Annotated in this window: 15 protein-coding genes; 11 read left to right on the plus strand and 4 right to left on the minus strand. The window is 52.3% G+C overall.

Annotation, left to right across the window (positions count from 1 at the left end):
• Window positions 1-3: 3 nt before the first annotated feature.
• The 4 genes from cyoB to HMPREF1487_RS15725 form a co-directional block, all read right to left on the minus strand.
• Window positions 4-1,983: a cytochrome o ubiquinol oxidase subunit I gene (cyoB, locus tag HMPREF1487_RS15710; protein WP_010797663.1), complete on the minus strand. Its 1,980-nt coding sequence runs from the start codon at window positions 1,981-1,983 to the stop codon at window positions 4-6.
• Between the two features lie 3 nt (window positions 1,984-1,986).
• Complete coding sequence (cyoA, locus tag HMPREF1487_RS15715) at window positions 1,987-2,904, minus strand: ubiquinol oxidase subunit II (RefSeq protein ID WP_010797664.1); 918 nt, start codon at window positions 2,902-2,904, stop codon at window positions 1,987-1,989.
• 1,071 nt (window positions 2,905-3,975) lie between these two features.
• Window positions 3,976-4,596 (minus strand): NAD(P)H-dependent oxidoreductase, encoded by a 621-nt coding sequence (locus HMPREF1487_RS15720; protein WP_010797665.1) that lies wholly within the window; start codon window positions 4,594-4,596, stop codon window positions 3,976-3,978.
• Window positions 4,589-5,983, minus strand: coding sequence for a class II fumarate hydratase (locus tag HMPREF1487_RS15725; RefSeq protein ID WP_010797666.1), 1,395 nt, complete (start codon window positions 5,981-5,983; stop codon window positions 4,589-4,591). Before HMPREF1487_RS15725 ends, HMPREF1487_RS15720 begins: the two co-directional genes overlap by 8 nt.
• Before the next feature lie 288 nt (window positions 5,984-6,271).
• Between HMPREF1487_RS15725 and HMPREF1487_RS15730 the strand changes: the two genes are divergently transcribed.
• The 11 genes from HMPREF1487_RS15730 to HMPREF1487_RS15780 all read left to right on the plus strand — a co-directional run bounded on the left by HMPREF1487_RS15730 (window position 6,272) and on the right by HMPREF1487_RS15780 (window position 16,009).
• Window positions 6,272-6,799: a DUF2059 domain-containing protein gene (locus tag HMPREF1487_RS15730; protein ID WP_010797667.1), complete on the plus strand. Its 528-nt coding sequence runs from the start codon at window positions 6,272-6,274 to the stop codon at window positions 6,797-6,799.
• 13 nt (window positions 6,800-6,812) lie between these two features.
• Complete coding sequence (locus tag HMPREF1487_RS15735) at window positions 6,813-7,127, plus strand: BolA family protein (RefSeq protein WP_010797668.1); 315 nt, start codon at window positions 6,813-6,815, stop codon at window positions 7,125-7,127.
• A 137-nt stretch (window positions 7,128-7,264) separates the two neighbouring features.
• Window positions 7,265-8,215, plus strand: a complete 951-nt coding sequence (locus HMPREF1487_RS15740) for an oxygen-dependent tRNA uridine(34) hydroxylase TrhO (RefSeq protein ID WP_010797669.1) — start codon at window positions 7,265-7,267, stop codon at window positions 8,213-8,215.
• 3 nt (window positions 8,216-8,218) lie between these two features.
• Window positions 8,219-8,851 (plus strand): DsbA family protein, encoded by a 633-nt coding sequence (locus HMPREF1487_RS15745; protein WP_010797670.1) that lies wholly within the window; start codon window positions 8,219-8,221, stop codon window positions 8,849-8,851.
• A gap of 75 nt (window positions 8,852-8,926) precedes the next feature.
• Window positions 8,927-9,343, plus strand: coding sequence for an alternative ribosome rescue aminoacyl-tRNA hydrolase ArfB (gene arfB / locus HMPREF1487_RS15750; protein WP_010797671.1), 417 nt, complete (start codon window positions 8,927-8,929; stop codon window positions 9,341-9,343).
• Window positions 9,344-9,612: 269 nt separating this feature from the next.
• Window positions 9,613-11,574, plus strand: coding sequence for an acetate--CoA ligase (gene acs, locus HMPREF1487_RS15755; RefSeq protein WP_010797672.1), 1,962 nt, complete (start codon window positions 9,613-9,615; stop codon window positions 11,572-11,574).
• Window positions 11,575-11,969: 395 nt separating this feature from the next.
• Entirely contained in the window at window positions 11,970-12,749 is a 780-nt protein-coding gene (locus tag HMPREF1487_RS15760) for an ABC transporter substrate-binding protein (protein WP_010797673.1), read from the plus strand.
• Between the two features lie 90 nt (window positions 12,750-12,839).
• Window positions 12,840-13,529 carry an ABC transporter permease gene (locus HMPREF1487_RS15765; RefSeq protein WP_010797674.1) on the plus strand — a complete coding sequence of 230 codons (690 nt, stop codon included), beginning with the start codon at window positions 12,840-12,842 and terminating at the stop codon, window positions 13,527-13,529.
• Window positions 13,526-14,224, plus strand: coding sequence for an ABC transporter permease (locus tag HMPREF1487_RS15770; RefSeq protein ID WP_010797675.1), 699 nt, complete (start codon window positions 13,526-13,528; stop codon window positions 14,222-14,224). The genes HMPREF1487_RS15765 and HMPREF1487_RS15770 overlap by 4 nt, the downstream gene beginning before the upstream one ends.
• Window positions 14,225-14,281: 57 nt before the next feature.
• On the plus strand, window positions 14,282-15,046 hold the full coding sequence (locus tag HMPREF1487_RS15775) for an ABC transporter ATP-binding protein (protein ID WP_010797676.1): 765 nt from the start codon (window positions 14,282-14,284) through the stop codon (window positions 15,044-15,046).
• Between the two features lie 3 nt (window positions 15,047-15,049).
• Window positions 15,050-16,009 carry a GlxA family transcriptional regulator gene (locus tag HMPREF1487_RS15780; RefSeq protein WP_010797677.1) on the plus strand — a complete coding sequence of 320 codons (960 nt, stop codon included), beginning with the start codon at window positions 15,050-15,052 and terminating at the stop codon, window positions 16,007-16,009.
• Window positions 16,010-16,018: the final 9 nt, after the last annotated feature.

The raw sequence follows: 16,018 nt of genomic DNA on the forward strand, positions 1-16,018 counted from the left end.
AGTTTAAGCCTGACTCGCTGCTAGTTTCTGGAGATGTTCATTCTCGATACGTGCCACTTCAGCGGCAGGTACGTAGTAGTCGATGTCATCGTCGAAGCTGCGAACGATAAAGGTAGCGATCATGCCGACGAATCCAACAGCAGCTAGCCACCAGATGTGCCAGATAAGAGCAAAGCCGAGGGCTAGACTGAACATACCCATGATGAATCCAACGCCTGTGTTGCGCGGCATGTGAATGTCTTTGTAGTCAGCAGCTTTACGCTCAGCCAGACCTTTTTCCTTAGCTCCCCAGTACGCGTCGATATCATCAACAACCGGCTGCTCTGCGAAGTTATAGAAAGGTGGCGGAGAAGAAGTAGACCATTCCAGTGTACGGCCACCCCATGGGTCACCGGTTACATCCTGGTTCAGTTTACGGTCACGGATGCTGACATAGTACTGAAGCAACTGGCATAGGACGCCACACAGGATGATAGCTGTACCAATAGCCGCCACGATCAGCCAAGGATGCCAGTCCGGGTTGTCATAGTGGTTCAGACGACGAGTCATACCCATGAAGCCCAGTACATACAGCGGCATGAAGGCTACATAGAAGCCAACCAACCAGCACCAGAAGGCGTATTTACCCAGTCTTTCATTAAGTGTGAAGCCGAAGGCTTTCGGGAACCAGTAGGCAACACCTGCAAAGTAACCGAATACAGCGCCACCAATGATCACGTTATGGAAGTGAGCGATCAGGAACAGGCTGTTGTGCAGAACGAAGTCGGCACCTGGAACAGCCAGTAGAACGCCGGTCATACCACCGATACTGAAGGTGACAATAAAGCCAATCGTCCACAACATGGGAGTAGTGAAGCGGATACGGCCTTTATACATGGTGAAGAGCCAGGTAAAGATCTTCACACCAGTTGGGATGGCAATAATAGTCGTAGCGATACCGAAGAACGCATTGACGTTAGCGCCGGAGCCCATGGTAAAGAAGTGGTGCAGCCATACGATAAAGGACAGCACGGTAATAGCCAGCGTAGCCCATACCATGGATACGTAGCCGAACATGCGCTTGCCGCTGAATGTAGACGCTACCTCAGAGAACACGCCAAAGGCGGGCAGAATGAGGATATATACTTCCGGGTGACCCCACGCCCAAATCAAGTTGACGTACATCATGGGGTTGCCACCAAGCTCGTTGGTGAAGAAGTGCATGCCCAGATAACGGTCAAGCGAGAGCATAGCCAATGTGGCGGTCAGAATCGGGAAAGCTGCAACGATCAGAATACTGGTGCACAGGGCGTTCCAGGTGAAGATCGGCATTCTCATTAGAGTCATGCCAGTGGTACGCATTTTTAAAATGGTTACCACAAAGTTCACACCTGTTAACAACGTACCCAGGCCCGAAAGCTGCAATGCCCAGATGTAGTAATCTACCCCTACGCCCGGGCTATATTGAATACCCGATAGTGGTGGATAGGCTACCCAGCCGGTTGCTGCGAATTCACCTATGGCTAGAGACAGGTTGATGAGGATCGCACCTACCGCGAACACCCAGAAGCTGAAAGAGTTCAGGAAGGGGAAGGCAACGTCCCGCGCGCCAATTTGCAGCGGCACGACAAGGTTCATCAGGCCAGTCACCATCGGCATGGCCACGAAGAAGATCATGATCGTGCCGTGTGCGGTGAAAATCTGGTCATAGTGATGCGGAGGCAGATAGCCTTCTGCACCGCCGGCTGCGATAGCCTGCTGTGCACGCATCATAATGGCGTCGGAGAAGCCGCGGAGCAGCATGATGAGCGCCACCAGGATGTACATCACCCCGATTTTCTTGTGGTCAACTGTCGTGATCCATTCGGACCACAGGTAACCCCATTTCTTGAAATAGGTGAGGCCGATAAATACGGCTATCACACCCAGAATCATGGCACCGACCGCACCTACGATGATCGGTTCATGATAAGGAATGTCTGCGAGACTTAATTTTCCGAACATGATTTACTCCGCCGCACCTTCGTGCGCACTCTTATTCATTGCCTGATCCATTACCTGATCTACACGCTTGCTGTAATCGCCTTTCAAGTATTTATCGATGATGTCCTGGAAAAGGTGAGGAGCCACGGATGAGTAATACTCGATCGGGTGCTTCTCGCTGGGCATGGCCAGGTCTGCATAGACCTCAGAGCTCAGTGTCTTAGGAGAAGCCTTGACCTTGTCGACCCATGCGTTGAACTCTTCAGGTGTCGTAGCGTGTGCGATGAACTTCATATCCGAGAAGCCAGCGCCGCTGTAGTTGGCCGAGCCACCGCCATACTGGCCAGTTTCATGAGCCATCAAATGCAGTTGGGTCTGCATGCCACCCATGGCGTAGACCATGCTGCCCAAGGCCGGAATAAACAGAGTGTTCATGACGGTATCGGAGGTGATGCGAAAGTTAACCGGCGTGTTGGCCGGGAATGCAATCTCGTTGACCGTAGCGATACCCTGTTCCGGATAAACGAAAACCCACTTCCAATCGGTAGCAATAGCTTCGATGGTAATCGGCTTGACGTCAGAGTCGAGTGGCCTGAAAGGGTCAAGAGAGTGGCTGGTCTTCCAGATGAGCACGGCCAGAATAGCCACGATCACCAGCGGAACACCCCATACAACCACTTCGACCTTGGTCGAGTGCGCCCAGTTGGGTGCGTAATCGGCATCCTTATTGGAGGCGCGATATTTGATTGAGAAAAGGATCGCCATGACGATGACTGGGATAACGACAATCAACATCAGGCCAGTGGCAGTCAATATAAGGTGTTTTGATTCTAAACCTACTGGGCCTTTAGGGTCTAAAAGCGTCATGTTACAACCACTGAGTAAACCAGTGGCACCTAAAGCCAATAGGCTAGAAAAAATACTATGTTTCTTTTTTCTCATCTCACGACCTCGGTTGAGGGGCACTCTTCGTTTCAGGGGGATAGCCAGTAATCGGTACCATCACTTATTTAAGTGCGGCGCAGAAATAGGTCAGGCTGATGAAGCTTTGGGTGTCGCGGTCATTACAAACGTGTCGATGACGTCGTGCGTCATTGAGTCACATGTAAGGATATGTTACGACCGAAATCCATTTGAGCCAAGCTGAGCCAGTCTTGGGCCTACGTCTGGATTGCACGTTTCACCAGTCCTCCTTACCTAGCCTGCGTAGAGTGCGGGCTTGTTCGGGCCTTAATGTTGAAATCGATCGCAACTGGAAAACAGGACTCTCCCAGACAGGCTACGCGCTCGTGGTATTACCAAGCATAGCAGGGGATACATTTAAGGCTTGGCCGTGCCATGAATCTTATTCACGTCAGTGCCGTGTACCAAAAATAACGCTGCAACTTGGGTAGCGTAAGCTGTACCAATAAGCACGAGGCCTATGCGGACGCGCTAATGGGCAGCATCCGGACCAATCTCGCTTGCTTACCAACCCGGTGGACTTGAAGCCATCTGCTTGCGAGCGAGCATATTGTTGCAAGTTGAAAATTCACCCTGCCTTATGTAGGCATATTGCTATCAATCAGGTGTTTTTTCTCTCTCTCAAGAGCGCTTCAAGGCACGCCTTATTGGGCCGTGCGCAGTTTAAGTTCATCTAGGGTTCACGTCTATCATTGAGTCGCTTTTAGGCGATACAAGGAGCTAGCTAAGTCCTTGATTTTTCAATGCCTGCTTCAATATGTCGCACCTTGGTTGAGAGATTGTTGATTGTAGGGAATTGACAGCAGGCAAGTACTACAAAAAGAAGCGGAAAAGGAGTCGAAGCGAGAGTGCTAAAAATAAAGATTGTTACATATTATGAAATTATGTTTTGTCATGAAAGTGCGCTGACAAGCATACGCCAGCGCAACTCAAATAAGGTTTGGTTTCTACGAAGTCAGCTCTGTTATGCATATTGGGGCTTTCTTATTTAAAAGACTATTTATTAAGTTCAGGTAATTAATTTAGCAGCATACCTTTTAATAAAGGTTTTTAGTTCAAGTGCGACCCCATTCTTTGCACATCTTGAAGCCATCTCAATCGTTGTTCCTCGCTACTTGCTCTTATTGGTGCGAATTCCAGATGTTCACGAATCTGTATGCCACACACATCCAAGGCCTCTCGCATCATGAGGCGATGCGGAGAAAGTCCTCTCAGGCGCTTCCAGGGAGTAGGCAGGCTGTCAGCAGTGACGATAAGGTCAGCGCTTCGGCCTGATAGAAGTTGTTCACCTCCCCAGATCTGATCGCGATAAGCGAATGCAAAGCCTGGCAAGAAAACACGCTCGATAAAGCCGCTTAAAAGGGCAGGTAGACCACCCCACCAGATGGGGTAAACAAATAGAAGATGTTCTGCCCAATGAATCAGTCGTTGAGCTTCCAGCAAATCTTCTTCAAGAATCTGGCTCTTATCGTAGCCTTCTCGAAGTACCGGGTCGAAACTAAGCTCTCCCAGTCGTAGTTCACGTACCACATGATTATGTTGGCGAGCCCCTTGTATATAGGCTGCGCTCAGCGCATGACAGAAGCTTTCGCTCTTGGGCGAGCCCTGGATAACCAGGACTCGTTTGCCATCGCCCTCTAGAGGTGTTGCGCCCGTTCTTGGCTCAGCCATGGCTGCCTGCTTCCAGCATGGTTTCAGGCCTTACCCACTCATCGAACTGCGCCTCGCTCAGATGACCAAGCTCAAGGGCTGCTGTTCTGAGGGTCTTATTTTCGGCATAAGCCTTCTTCGCAATTTCAGCGGCCTTGTCATAACCAATGTGGGGGTTCAAGGCTGTTACAAGCATCAGACCTTGCTCAAGGTGAGCTGCCATTTTCTCGGCGTCAGGCTCCATGCCGGCTACGCAGTGTTTGTTGAAATTGCGGCAGCCGTCGGCCAGTAAGCGAATGGATTCAAGAATGTTATAAGCAATGACAGGCTTGAAGACGTTCAGCTGCAGATGCCCCTGGCTGGCAGCGAAAGTGATGGTGGTATCGTTTCCCATTACCTGGCAGGCCAGCATGGTTAAGGCTTCCGCCTGGGTTGGATTGACCTTGCCGGGCATAATGGAGCTGCCAGGTTCATTGGCTGGTAGTTTGACCTCGGCAAAGCCTGCCCTGGGGCCAGAGCCTAGCAAGCGCAGGTCGTTACCAATCTTCATGAGGGCTACCGCCAGAGTTTTCAGTGCGCCTGACAGTGCGGTAAGTGGTTCGTGACCTGCCAGGGCAGCAAACTTGTTGGGTGCAGTGACAAAGGGTAGGCCGGTAAGTGATGCAATTTCTTTTGCAATCGCCTCGTCGAAGCCTTTGGGAGAGTTGAGGCCAGTTCCTACTGCCGTTCCGCCCTGAGCAAGTTCATAAATGGCTGGAAGGGCTGCACGAATGGCGCTCTGAGCGATGTCGAGCTGAGCGACGTAGGCCGACACTTCCTGACCGAAAGTAATAGGTGTTGCGTCCATCATATGGGTACGGCCAGTTTTGACCAGACTCATATGGCGTGCGGCCTGCTGGGCCAGACCTCCGGAAAGCTCATCGATAGCAGGCAGCAGATCTCCCAGTACGGCTTGTGCAGTTGCGATGTGCATGGCAGTCGGGAAGCAGTCGTTGGAGCTTTGGCCGCGGTTGACATGGTCGTTAGGGTGCACAGGCTTCTTGCCGCCCTTGCCCTGGCCTGCAAGTTCATTGGCGCGCCCCGCAATCACTTCATTGACGTTCATATTGCTTTGGGTGCCGCTGCCGGTTTGCCAGACAACCAAGGGAAACTGATCATCATGACGCCCTTCAAGCACCTCATTGCTTGATTGCTCGATAAGGTCCGCTATCTCTTGCGGCAATTCGCCTAGCCCTGCATTCACCCGAGCCGCTGCTTTCTTGATCAGCGTAAGTGCATGCACGATCGCCAGCGGCATTTTCTGGCCACCAATGGCGAAGTTTTCCATAGAGCGCTGTGTCTGAGCTCCCCAATAGGCATTTTCGTCGACTTCTACGGGACCTAGGCTGTCGGTTTCGGTACGGCTCATGATGCTCTCCTGCATGCAGATTTGGGTGGTCGGCGCGCTGGCCAATGAAAGGCTTTCAAGTAGTGATGGGAAACCAATAGAGCCAAGGCTAGCGCTTATCGGTGATTAGTCTATTCAGATGTGGGGTGGGTTCCGAAAACATCAGGCGGGTCAGATTTCAGCTGGATTTACCATTGAAGATGCTGAAGCTTGCCTGAACGGAGCCGGAATACGACTTGAGTCATCGGGAAACACGTGGGCAGAATACGGATCTTTTAGCTATCGCTATTCATGTTTAAAGGATGTCCGATGAAGACTTTTCGTGCTGTCTGCACCGCTGTGATGCTCTCTGGTGTCAGTGGCCTGGCCCTGGCTGATGCGGCTAGCCATGCTGCCCAAGCCGAGCGGTTTCTAAAGCTGGCCAACGCCGACAAGCTCACTACACCGGTTTATGCCCAAGTGCATGAATTGTTTGATCAGCATTTCGCCCAAGCCAAGGCTCCGAGCAAGAAGGCTGTTCTTGAAAGCTACGTTGCGCGTGCTAATGCGACACTGGACAAGTCGATTGGTTGGGACAAGGTTAAGCCTGATCTGGTCAAGCTCTATACTCAGAACTTCAGTGAAGCCGAGCTGAAAGACTTGATCGACTTCTACCAGTCTCCACTGGGTAAGAAAATGATGAACACGCTACCGCAGATCTCCATGCAGTCTGCCCAGCTGACCCAGGGCAAGCTCGAGCAGGCCGTTCCCCAGGTCAACAAGCTGCTGAGTGATATGGATAAGGAGCTGGGTGTTAAGCCACAGGCTGCTCCTGAAGGTAGCGGTTCTAAGAAATAAGCGAGACCTATCCATGAGTATGCGCGACCGTATTCTTTCAACGTTAAGCATGCTGCAGCCGCAGCATCTTGATGTTGTTGACGAAAGCCACATGCACAGCCGTGGTCAGGAAACCCATTACAAGGCTGTAGTGGTCAGTGAACAATTTGAAGGGTTGAATGCCGTTAAGCGGCATCAGAAGGTCTACGGGGCGCTGGGTGGGCTGATGGGTGAGTTTCATGCCCTGGCGCTTCATACCTACACACCCGAAGAGTGGGCCAGACAAGGAATGGCACCTGAGTCGCCGACATGTCGCGGTGGCAGCAAGCATGACGGACTGCACGACTAGAAATGGCTGTGATCCGCTTGAGGGCTCTGTTCAAGCCCGTCGCGCTTCCTTAGACTTGTCGCTCCAGCGCCGGCCTTTGCCGGCGTTGTGCATTAACCGGTCCGTCCCTTACGAGGACGACCACTGGAGAAGTCGACATGTCTGGTTCTATTGTTGTAGCTGCACTGTATAAATTTGTCACCCTTGAAGATTACGTCGACCGCCGTGAGCCCTTGCTTACTGTCATGTTGGACAATGAGGTAAGGGGTACCCTGCTACTGGCGCAAGAGGGCATCAATGGCACCATTGCTGGCTCTCGGGCCGGAATTGATGCGGTTCTGGCTTTTTTGAAGGCAGACTCGCGTCTGGTTGATCTTGAGCACAAGGAATCCTATTGCGATGAACAGCCGTTCTATCGGACCAAGGTCAAGCTCAAGAAGGAAATTGTCACCTTGGGCGTGCCGGGCGTCGATCCCAACAAGAAGGTTGGAACCTACGTAGATCCGAAAGACTGGAATGCGCTTATTTCAGACCCTGATGTTGTATTGATTGATACGCGCAATGATTACGAGGTCGGTATCGGGACCTTTACCAATGCGGTGGATCCCAAGACCAAATCCTTCCGCGAGTTTCCTCAGTATGTCAGGCAGAATTTTGATCCTTCCCGTCATAAAAAAGTGGCCATGTTCTGCACTGGTGGTATCCGCTGCGAGAAAGCGTCGAGCTTCATGCTCAATGAGGGCTTCGAAGAGGTCTATCATCTTAAGGGTGGTATTCTGAAATATCTGGAAGAGGTGCCGCAGGAAGATAGTCTTTGGCAGGGCGACTGTTTTGTGTTCGATAACCGTGTAACGGTCAGGCACGATCTGAGTGAAGGGGAGTATGATCAGTGTCATGCTTGCCGGACGCCCATATCAGCTGCAGATCGGGAATCTGAGCACTACGTGCCTGGCATTAGCTGCCCTCATTGCTGGGACTCATTGCCAGAAAAAACACGTATCAGCGCACGTGAGCGTCAGAAGCAGATTGAACTGGCCAGGCAGCGGAATCAGCCGCATCCCATTGGCCGGGATCCCCGACAGGTTTCCAAGCTATCGCAGGAGGCTTGACCTATGAAGGCGCGATTGCTCTATGTGATGGATCCTATGTGTTCCTGGTGCTGGGGGTTCGCGCCTGTCATGGAAGCACTGGCTGAGCAGGCACGTCTCTATGGCGTGCCTATGCATCTTGTCGTAGGTGGGCTGCGTAGAGAGCGAGTCGCCATGGATGCCGCCGCTCGTGTACGTACCCTGTCCTATTGGCAGGCAGTCGAAGAGACTACAGGTCAACCCTTCACAATTGACAATGCACTGCCTGAAGGCTTTGTCTACGATACAGAGCCGGCCTGTCGAGCACTGGTTGCAGCAAGAGGACTGGATGAGCAGGCGGTATGGCCGCTGGCAAAGCTTATCCAGCGTGCTTTTTATGTGGAAAACAGCGATGTTACCCAGCCGGCTGTTCTTGTTGAGCTGGCGGAGAAGGTAGGGCTGCCTCGCATTGAGTTTGCTCCGGCTTTCGATGCCCCAGAAACAAGAGCCGCAACCCAGGCGGATTTTGACTGGGCTCTCAATTTAGGCATTGCAGGCTTCCCAACCTTGCTGGCGGAGCGTGAGGGTCAACTAGCACTTGTCACCAATGGTTATCAGCCTCTCGATAACCTCTCCGAGCTTTTGGGCATGTGGTTGGTGCGCGGTACTGAGTTCTAGTCCGCCTATTGTCTTTAAACCCTCATGATCCCTTGAGGTCTATCAAGGTACGTCCTTGCTTATGGCTGCATATCAATGATTAGTATATCCAATACTGTTTCCCTGCCAGATACTGAAGTGGAATTGACGGCGGTGCGTGCTCAGGGGGCGGGCGGCCAAAATGTAAACAAGGTATCCAGCGCCATTCATTTGCGTTTCGATATTCGGGCTTCGTCGCTCCCGGATTTTTATAAAGAAAGGCTGCTGGCTCTGCAGGACACGCGTATTACGCGTGAAGGTGTTGTGGTACTCAAGGCGCAGCAATACAGAACGCAGGAGCAGAACCGTGAAGATGCATTAACGCGTCTTGCTGAGCTTATTCAGAGTGTTACCCGCGTTCAAAAAACACGTCGTCCAACCAAGCCAACGCTGGCGTCCCAAAAGAGACGACTCGAAGGAAAGACCAAGCGCAGTGCAGTCAAGGCAGGGCGTGGCCGGGTTGATTTTTCATAGAGGAGTTTGTACGGACATTTGATTTGTCTGCAGTGTTTCCTGAGCATGACTCCCTTCTTTTGATGTAAGCCTGCCTTTTTGATGGTAATCAGATTATCTGGCGCCTCGGCTGTCTTTCACCGGGACATCAGCGATTTGCGTTCCTGTCCATGATCAAGCGGCATCAGTACTGAGATAGCCGTTAAGACCTTTGTCGAATAGTTACCAAGGCGCTCAGCCAGTAAAACGGAACTACAAAAACAACAAACTTCTCCGTTGAGGTAACCGCCATGAGTGCCGCATCCCTCTATCCCGTACGTCCTGAAGTAGCCGCCCTGACGCTGACTGATGACGCTAGCTATAAGGCTCTATATCAGAAGTCCGTGATTAATCCAGACGGATTCTGGCGGGAGCAGGCCCAGCGGATCAGCTGGACAAAGCCATTTACTCGCGTCAAACAAACTTCATTTGACGATCACCATGTCGATATCAAGTGGTTTGCCGATGGAACGTTGAACGCGTCTTACAATTGCCTTGATCGCCATCTCGAAACGCGGGGTGATCAGGTGGCTATTATCTGGGAGGGCGATGATCCTTCTGAGCATCGTCACATTACCTATCGTGAATTGCACGAAGAGGTCTGCAAGTTTGCTAACGCACTGCGTGGCCAGGATGTACACCGTGGCGACGTAGTCACCATCTATATGCCGATGATTCCAGAAGCAGTGGTGGCCATGTTGGCGTGCGCTCGCATCGGTGCGGTGCACTCTGTCGTCTTTGGCGGCTTTTCTCCCGAGTCATTAGCGGGTCGTATCAGTGACTGTCGCTCTAAAGTCATCATCACTGCGGACGAGGGTGTCCGAGGCGGCAAGAAAACACCTCTGAAAGCCAACGTTGACGAGGCCTTGACCAATCCGGATACATGCTGTGTTCGTAAGGTCATTGTATGCAAGCGTACGGGTGCCCCCATTGCCTGGCATGCGCACCGCGACGTCTGGTATCACGACGTAACTCAGGTTGCCTCCGCGCACTGCGAGCCCAAGGAGATGAATGCCGAGGCGCCACTGTTCATCCTGTATACCTCAGGCTCTACCGGTAAACCCAAGGGCGTCATGCATACTACTGGCGGCTATATGGTTTATGCGTCACTCACGCATGAGCGGGTGTTCGACTATAAGCCAGGCGAGGTTTATTGGTGTACGGCTGATGTAGGCTGGATTACCGGTCATAGCTACATTGTCTACGGGCCTTTAGCCAATGGGGCTACCACATTATTGTTCGAAGGGGTCCCTAACTATCCGGACGTAACCCGTGTCGCCCAGATTATCGACAAGCACCAAGTAAATATTCTGTATACCGCTCCGACGGCTATCCGAGCGATGATGGCCCAGGGGGATGCGGCTGTTCGAGGGGCCGATGGTAAAAGTCTGCGCCTGCTGGGGTCAGTAGGTGAGCCGATCAACCCTGAGGCGTGGCACTGGTACTACAAAACCGTAGGACAAGAGCGCTGCCCGGTTGTTGATACCTGGTGGCAGACCGAGACAGGCGGTATTCTTATCAGTCCGTTGCCTGGCGCTACGGCCTTGAAGCCTGGCTCCGCCACTCGTCCTTTCTTTGGTGTCCAGCCGGCACTGGTCGACAATGAAGGCAATATCATCGAAGGTGCCGCGGAGGGCAATCTGGTTATTCTGGATTCCTGGCCGGGACAGGCACGCACGATTTACGGCGACCATGATCGTTTTGTGGATACCTATTTCAAAACCTTCAAAGGTATGTATTTTACCGGAGATGGTGCGCGTCGCGATGAGGATGGTTACTTCTGGATTACTGGTCGCGTTGATGATGTCCTTAACGTTTCGGGGCACCGCATGGGTACTGCGGAGATCGAAAGCTCAATGGTTGCGCATTCCAAGGTGGCCGAGGCGGCTGTCGTAGGGATGCCTCACGATCTCAAGGGGCAAGGGATCTATGTCTACGTTACCCTCAATTCAGGTGAAGAGCCTTCTGAAGCGCTACGCCAAGAACTCAAGCAGTGGGTGCGTAAGGATATAGGGCCTATTGCAACGCCTGATATCATCCAGTGGGCGCCGGGACTGCCCAAAACACGCTCTGGAAAAATCATGCGTCGGATCCTGCGCAAGATTGCTGTGGGTGAATATGACTCGTTAGGCGATATTTCAACGTTAGCCGATCCGGGTGTTGTTCAGCAGCTTGTTGATACCCATCGTGGCATGACTCAGGCTGTAGCATGAGTACGTAACAATGGATGCGCCGAAATGAGGCCATGAGTAACATCTAGGCTTCATTTCGGCGCATTCTCTCTTCCCTGGCTCTACACGAATTGAGCTAAGCAGCGGTTTCATAAGGAAATATTGTCCTTGGGCGCGCTTATTGCTTCGTATATCTATTTTTAATTTTTTTCAAGCATGCTATCGTATAGCCTGTCAAGACTGTTTAGGTCTGTCTAAAACCCTTCTGTAATTACTTGTCGCATAGACGAAATAACCCTTACTAGGCTGCCGCTAGAATGCCGCTACCCACGCTGCTGCATTGCTGGTGCCATGCATGTGCATAGAGTATTGCCATGCGTATTGGTAGCCTGGGCTATTAACTAACGTCCGCAGCCCATTCCTTCGTAGGAGCTTGCATGAAAAAGCTGGCATTGCTTGGCGCTCTCGCGCTGTCTGTCCTCACCAACGTATCCGTAGCGGCCGATGGCAAGCCGGTTCGCATCGGAATTGAAGCAGCGTATCCGCCCTTTGCCTCGAAAGCAGCCGACGGTAGCATCGTGGGTTTTGACTATGACATCGGTAACGCGCTGTGTGCTGAAATGAAGGTCAAGTGCCAGTGGGTTGAGCAGGAATTTGATGGTCTTATCCCTGCACTCAAGGTACGCAAGATCGACATGATCCTGTCATCGATGTCCATCACCGATGAACGTAAGCGTTCCGTTGACTTCACTAATAAGTACTACAATTCGCCAGCCAAGCTGGTGATGAAGGAAGGTGCTCAGGTCAACGATATCAAGACTGACCTGAAGGGTAAGAAGCTGGGTGTACAGCGTGGCAGTATTCATGACCGCTTTGCTACTGAGGTACTGGAGCCTGCCGGCGTTAGCATCACCCGCTATAGCTCTCAGAATGAAATCTATCTTGATCTGACTGCGGGCCGTCTCGACGGCACATTGGCCGATGCTACCTTGCTGGACGACGGCTTCCTGAAAACTGATGCAGGCAAAGGGTTTGCCTTTACCGGGCCTGACTTCAATGATCCCAAGTATTTTGGCGAAGGTATCGGTATCGCTGTACGCAAGAACGACGGTGAGCTGAAAGAAAAGCTGAACACTGCAATCAGCACCATTCGCGAGAACGGTACGTATAAGAAAATTCAGGACAAATACTTTAATTTCAATATTTACGGAAATTAACGAATCCTGATGAGGCGTGGTGGCTTCACTGCCATCGCGCCTGTTTTGTATCTGGGCGCTTGATTTTGTTGCGCTGAGGAGTTGTCCACTATGCTCAACGGCTACGGGGCGAATATTGTCGATGGTGCCTGGCTTACCATACAGCTGGCCCTGATATCCATGGTGTTGGCCTGCGGCCTGGGTCTGGCTGGCGCTGCCTTTCGCCTTTCACCGGTACGCTGGCTGGCTTGGCTGGGCGATCTGTATTCGACAGTCATTCGGGGAATTCCCGACCTGGTATTGATTCTGCTGATCTTCTACGGTGGTCAGGATTTGATCAATCGTCTGGCTCCTATGGTGGGGTATGACGATTACATAGATATCAATCCGTTTGCAGCAGGTGTTTTTACCCTGGGTTTCATCTTCGGCGCATATTTGTCCGAAACCTTTCGAGGCGCTTTTTTGGGTATTCCAAAAGGGCAGGCTGAAGCGGGTGTTGCCTATGGCATGAGCGGCATCCAGGTATTTTTCCGAATTCTTGTCCCGCAAATGATTCGACTGGCCATCCCTGGATTTACCAATAATTGGTTGGTACTGACCAAGGCAACCGCGCTGATCTCTCTGGTGGGACTGCAGGACATGATGTTCAAGGCCAAGCAGGCGGCCGATGCTACCCGCGAGCCCTTCACGTTTTACGTGGCTGTTGCGGCGCTTTATCTGATTATCACCAGCGTGTCGCTTCTGTTGTTGAGGCTGGTTGAAAGACGTTATTCCGCGGGCGTTAAGGTGGCTGACCTATGATCTTTGACTACAACGTCATCTGGGAAAATTTGCCGCTTTATTTTAACGGGCTTCTGGTTACCTTGAAGTTGCTGGCTGTTTCTCTGGTCATTGGACTGGCCGCTGCCATCCCGCTGGCGTTTATGCGGGTATCCAAACGTATTCTGATCAATTTTCCTGCCTGGCTTTACACGTATGTAATTCGAGGAACACCAGGCTTGGTGCAGCTTTTCCTGATCTATTACGGCTTGGCTCAATTCGAGGTGATAAGGGAAAGCTGGCTCTGGCCTTGGCTCTCGAACGCCACGTTTTGTGCATGCCTGGCCTTTGCCATCAACACGAGCGCTTATACCGCGGAGATCATTGCGGGTAGCTTGAAGGCAACGCCGCACGGTGAGATCGAGGCGGCTCAGGCGATGGGAATGTCCCGTTCGCTCATGTATCGGCGGATCGTATTACCTTCTGCATTGCGTCGCGCACTGCCTCAGTACAGCAATGAGGTCATCATGATGCTGCAGACGACTAGTCTGGCCTCGATCGTAACCCTGGTCGACATTACCGGCGCAGCCCGTACAGTCAATTCCCAGTTTTATCTGCCTTTCGAGGCCTATGTCACCGCCGGCGTGTTCTACCTTGCGCTGACGTTTATTCTGGTCCGGCTATTCAAACTGGCCGAGCGGCACTGGCTCGCCTATCTGGCGCCTCGTAAACATTAAATATCGAGTACGAGCCGGGGCCTGTGCACTGGCTAGACTAATCAAGGCTTTGAAACCATGTTCAAACTTGAAATACAGGATCTACACAAGCGTTACGGTGATCATGAGGTGATCAAGGGGGTTTCGCTTGCGGCCAAGGCCGGCGATGTCATCAGTATCATCGGCTCCAGCGGCTCGGGTAAATCGACGTTGCTGCGTTGCATCAATATGCTGGAACAGCCCCACGCGGGCAAAATCCTGCTTAATGGTGAAGAGCTCAAGTTGCAGTCTACCAAGCAGGGTGCGCTCAAGGCGGCAGACCCCAAGCAGCTGCAGAAGATGCGCTCGCGCTTGGCGATGGTGTTTCAGCATTTCAATCTATGGTCACATATGACGGTAATGCAGAACGTGATCGAGGCGCCAATTCATGTATTGGGTGTTCCCAAGGCTAAAGCCATCGAGCGAGCTGAGCGTTATCTGGCCAAGGTCGGGGTATCTCATCGTAAGGATGCATACCCTGCCCATATGTCGGGAGGCGAGCAGCAACGCGTAGCAATAGCTCGCGCGCTGGCCATGGAGCCTGAAGTCATGCTGTTTGATGAACCTACCTCTGCGCTGGATCCTGAGCTGGTAGGAGAGGTGCTCAAGGTGATGCGTGATCTGGCGCTTGAAGGGCGTACCATGGTGGTGGTTACCCATGAGATGGGCTTTGCCAGAGAGGTCTCCAATCAGGTTATCTTTCTGCATCAAGGGCGCGTCGAGGAGTCTGGCAATCCTCGTGAAGTCCTGGCTAATCCGAGCAGTGTGCGACTACAACAATTCCTGTCTGGCAGCTTGAAATAACATATGGCCATTCGTATAGGCTTTTTGATTTGGCCCGAAACCCGCCCTTTGACGGTAGCCCTGGCCGAAGAAGCCTTTCGAGTGGCTAGACGGCAGCAGGCCAGCGCTGAGTACGTGCTTGAGTTGATACGCATCGATCAGGCCGAACAGCGCTTGACGCATATCTCCTGGCCCGCTCAACTGGAGCACTTCCAAAGAGTGTTTTTGTTGGCGGATGAGGTTCCGCAATCACTCTCGGTCCCGCTGAGTACGGCGCTAAAGCAGTGCGCTCGATCCGGAGTGCAGGTAGGAGCCATTTCAGCAGGCGTATTTCCACTAGCGCAGTCAGGTCTGCTTGACGGGTACCGCGCTGCGGTGCACTGGCGCTGGCTGGATGATTTCGCAGAGCAGTATCCCAAGGTTATCGCAACCAATCATCTGTTTGAGTGGGACCGTGACCGGCTCTCTGCCTGTGGCGGTCTGGCTATCCTGGACATGGTCTTGGCCATGCTGAACCATGACCATGGGGCGGACCTGGCTGGTGTTGTTTCGGAAGAGCTGGTTGTCGAGCGAATCCGCGAGGGCAATGAACGCCAGCGAATCCCGCTGAAAAACCGGCTGGGCTCCAGTCATCCAAAGCTGACCCAGGCAGTCATGCTCATGGAGGCCAATATTGAAGAGCCGCTTACCACTGATGAAATCGCACAGCATGTCTGCGTGTCACGTCGTCAGCTCGAGCGCATTTTCAAGCAGTACCTGTCACGTGTGCCAAGCCAATACTATCTGGAGCTTCGGCTGAATCGGGCACGCAAGATGCTGATGCAGACCAGCAAATCCATTATTCAGATTGGGCTGTCGTGCGGCTTTTCGTCGGGGCCTCATTTCTCCAGCGCCTACCGAAATTTCTTTGGTGTAACGCCGCGTGATGATCGTAATCAGCGGCGTGGTGCAGGACCGGATGTCGCGGTTGTTACCGAACGTTGAACCGGGGCT

The sequence above is a fragment of the Pseudomonas sp. HPB0071 genome (assembly GCF_000478505.2).
Taxonomy (GTDB): domain Bacteria; phylum Pseudomonadota; class Gammaproteobacteria; order Pseudomonadales; family Pseudomonadaceae; genus Chryseomonas; species Chryseomonas luteola.

What these genes read in the sequence shown, in the direction of transcription:
- cyoB (WP_010797663.1), bottom strand. Translation starts at nt 1,983, where the DNA reads ATGTTCGGAAAATTAAGTCTCGCAGACATTCCTTATCATGAACCGATC.
- cyoA (WP_010797664.1), bottom strand. Translation starts at nt 2,904, where the DNA reads ATGAGAAAAAAGAAACATAGTATTTTTTCTAGCCTATTGGCTTTAGGT.
- HMPREF1487_RS15720 (WP_010797665.1), bottom strand. Translation starts at nt 4,596, where the DNA reads ATGGCTGAGCCAAGAACGGGCGCAACACCTCTAGAGGGCGATGGCAAA.
- HMPREF1487_RS15725 (WP_010797666.1), bottom strand. Translation starts at nt 5,983, where the DNA reads ATGAGCCGTACCGAAACCGACAGCCTAGGTCCCGTAGAAGTCGACGAA.
- HMPREF1487_RS15730 (WP_010797667.1), top strand. Translation starts at nt 6,272, where the DNA reads ATGAAGACTTTTCGTGCTGTCTGCACCGCTGTGATGCTCTCTGGTGTC.
- HMPREF1487_RS15735 (WP_010797668.1), top strand. Translation starts at nt 6,813, where the DNA reads ATGAGTATGCGCGACCGTATTCTTTCAACGTTAAGCATGCTGCAGCCG.
- HMPREF1487_RS15740 (WP_010797669.1), top strand. Translation starts at nt 7,265, where the DNA reads ATGTCTGGTTCTATTGTTGTAGCTGCACTGTATAAATTTGTCACCCTT.
- HMPREF1487_RS15745 (WP_010797670.1), top strand. Translation starts at nt 8,219, where the DNA reads ATGAAGGCGCGATTGCTCTATGTGATGGATCCTATGTGTTCCTGGTGC.
- arfB (WP_010797671.1), top strand. Translation starts at nt 8,927, where the DNA reads ATGATTAGTATATCCAATACTGTTTCCCTGCCAGATACTGAAGTGGAA.
- acs (WP_010797672.1), top strand. Translation starts at nt 9,613, where the DNA reads ATGAGTGCCGCATCCCTCTATCCCGTACGTCCTGAAGTAGCCGCCCTG.
- HMPREF1487_RS15760 (WP_010797673.1), top strand. Translation starts at nt 11,970, where the DNA reads ATGAAAAAGCTGGCATTGCTTGGCGCTCTCGCGCTGTCTGTCCTCACC.
- HMPREF1487_RS15765 (WP_010797674.1), top strand. Translation starts at nt 12,840, where the DNA reads ATGCTCAACGGCTACGGGGCGAATATTGTCGATGGTGCCTGGCTTACC.
- HMPREF1487_RS15770 (WP_010797675.1), top strand. Translation starts at nt 13,526, where the DNA reads ATGATCTTTGACTACAACGTCATCTGGGAAAATTTGCCGCTTTATTTT.
- HMPREF1487_RS15775 (WP_010797676.1), top strand. Translation starts at nt 14,282, where the DNA reads ATGTTCAAACTTGAAATACAGGATCTACACAAGCGTTACGGTGATCAT.
- HMPREF1487_RS15780 (WP_010797677.1), top strand. Translation starts at nt 15,050, where the DNA reads ATGGCCATTCGTATAGGCTTTTTGATTTGGCCCGAAACCCGCCCTTTG.